General features: G+C 50.7%; 5 tRNA genes. All 5 read right to left on the bottom strand.

Features of this window, described 5'->3' with window-relative positions:
• Positions 1-10: 10 nt before the first annotated feature.
• Positions 11-82: transfer RNA gene (locus NOU10_RS09295), tRNA-Glu, on the bottom strand.
• Between the two features lie 4 nt (positions 83-86).
• Positions 87-174, bottom strand: a tRNA-Ser gene (locus NOU10_RS09290).
• Positions 175-177: 3 nt separating this feature from the next.
• A tRNA-Ile gene (locus tag NOU10_RS09285) sits at positions 178-251 on the bottom strand.
• 8 nt (positions 252-259) lie between these two features.
• A tRNA-Gly gene (locus NOU10_RS09280) sits at positions 260-330 on the bottom strand.
• A 19-nt stretch (positions 331-349) separates the two neighbouring features.
• Positions 350-422 (bottom strand) — tRNA-Phe (locus NOU10_RS09275).
• Positions 423-430: the final 8 nt, after the last annotated feature.

Below are 430 nucleotides of genomic sequence, written 5' to 3'. Positions count from 1 at the left end.
TATATTAAGATGACCCGTACGGGATTTGAACCCATGTTACCGCCGTGAAAGGGCGGTGTCTTAACCACTTGACCAACGGGCCATAACGGAGAAAGAGGGATTTGAACCCTCGCGCCGTATTACCGACCTACACCCTTAGCAGGGGCGCCTCTTCAGCCACTTGAGTATTTCTCCAGATGGGCCTAAATGGACTCGAACCATCGACCTCACGCTTATCAGGCGTGCGCTCTAACCAGCTGAGCTATAGGCCCATAATAAAAGCGGGTGACGAGAATCGAACTCGCGACAACAGCTTGGAAGGCTGTGGTTTTACCACTAAACTACACCCGCATAGGATATTAATATTAAATGGCGCGGGACAGAATCGAACTGCCGACACAAGGAGCTTCAATCCTTTGCTCTACCGACTGAGCTACCGAGCCATCATGTA

The organism is Ligilactobacillus sp. MP3, from assembly GCF_024436335.1.
Taxonomy (GTDB): Bacteria; Bacillota; Bacilli; order Lactobacillales; family Lactobacillaceae; genus Ligilactobacillus; species Ligilactobacillus salivarius.
Note: the sequence above shows the minus strand (reverse complement) of the source record. Positions and strands in the feature narration are given on the sequence as shown.